Genomic DNA, 1466 nt, shown 5'->3' on the forward strand with positions numbered 1-1466 from the left:
ATACTGTGCACTTTCTCGCACAGCATCTGCTTGACCTTCTCGGGGTTGCGCGAGATGTCTTCGAAATTCTTGGGCAGGAAATCCACCGCGCCGGCATCCAGCGCATCCAGGGTCACCCGGGCGCCTTCGTGGGTCAGCGAGGAGAACATCAACACCGGTGTCGGGCAACGTTGCATGATATGACGCACGGCCGTTATGCCATCCATCATCGGCATTTCGTAGTCCATGGTGATCACGTCCGGCTTCAACGCAATGGCTTGTTCGATCGCCTCTTTGCCGTTGGTGGCCGTGCCGACTACCTGGATCGTTGGATCGGCGGAAAGAATCTCCGAGACGCGGCGGCGGAAGAAACCCGAATCGTCCACCACCAGGACCTTGACTGCCATAAACACTCCGTTAGACGGGGCGGGCACTTGCGCGCCCTGCCCCGCCAGAATCAAATACGCCGTGCGGCGTAACGCTTGAGCATGCTCGGAACATCGAGAATCAGCGCGATGCGACCGTCACCGGTGATGGTGGCACCCGACATGCCCGGGGTGCCCTGCAGCATCTTGCCCAAAGGCTTGATCACCACTTCTTCCTGGCCCACCAGTTGATCGACCACAAAGCCGATGCGCTGGGTGCCCACCGACAGAATCACCACATGGCCCTCGCGCTGCTCTTCATGCTTGGCCGACGCCACCAGCCAGCGCTTGAGGTAGAACAGCGGCAAGGCCTTGTCGCGCACGATCACCACTTCCTGGCCGTCCACCACGTTGGTGCGCGACAGGTCGAGGTGGAAGATCTCGTTGACGTTGACCAGCGGGAAGGCAAACGCCTGGTTGCCCAGCATCACCATCAGGGTCGGCATGATCGCCAGGGTCAACGGCACCTTGATGACGATCTTGGAGCCCTGGCCCTTGGTCGAGTAGATATTGATCGAGCCGTTGAGCTGGCTGATCTTGGTCTTCACCACGTCCATGCCGACGCCACGCCCGGACACGTCGGAAATCTCGGTCTTGGTCGAGAAACCCGGCGCGAAGATCAGGTTGTAGCACTCGGTGTCGGTCAGGCGGTCGGCGGCGTCCTTGTCCATCACGCCGCGCTTGACGGCGATATTGCGCAAGATGGTCGGGTCCATGCCTTTGCCGTCATCGGTAATCGACAGCAGGATGTGGTCGCCCTCCTGCTCAGCCGCCAGGATCACCTTGCCGTTGCGTGACTTGCCCGAGGCTTCGCGTTCTTCCGGGGTTTCCACGCCGTGGTCGACGGCGTTGCGCACCAAGTGGACCAGCGGGTCGGCCAGGGCCTCGACAAGGTTTTTGTCGAGGTCGGTTTCTTCGCCCACCAGTTCCAGGGTGATTTCTTTCTTGAGCTGGCGCGCCAGGTCGCGAACCAGGCGCGGGAAGCGGCCGAAGACTTTCTTGATCGGCTGCATCCGCGTTTTCATCACGGCGGTCTGCAGATCGGCGGTGACCACGTCGAGG

General features: G+C 61.1%; 2 protein-coding genes. Both read right to left on the reverse strand.

Features of this window, described 5'->3' with window-relative positions; translation table 11 throughout:
- The coding region (locus BFP89_RS00370; protein ID WP_139114954.1) for a response regulator at positions 1-386 on the reverse strand (386 nt) is incomplete at its 3' end.
- Between the two features lie 50 nt (positions 387-436).
- The coding region (locus BFP89_RS00375; RefSeq protein ID WP_141689012.1) for a chemotaxis protein CheA at positions 437-1466 on the reverse strand (1030 nt) is incomplete at its 5' end.

The organism is Pseudomonas sp. 31 R 17 (assembly GCF_900004915.1).
Classification (GTDB): domain Bacteria; phylum Pseudomonadota; class Gammaproteobacteria; order Pseudomonadales; family Pseudomonadaceae; genus Aquipseudomonas; species Aquipseudomonas orientalis_A.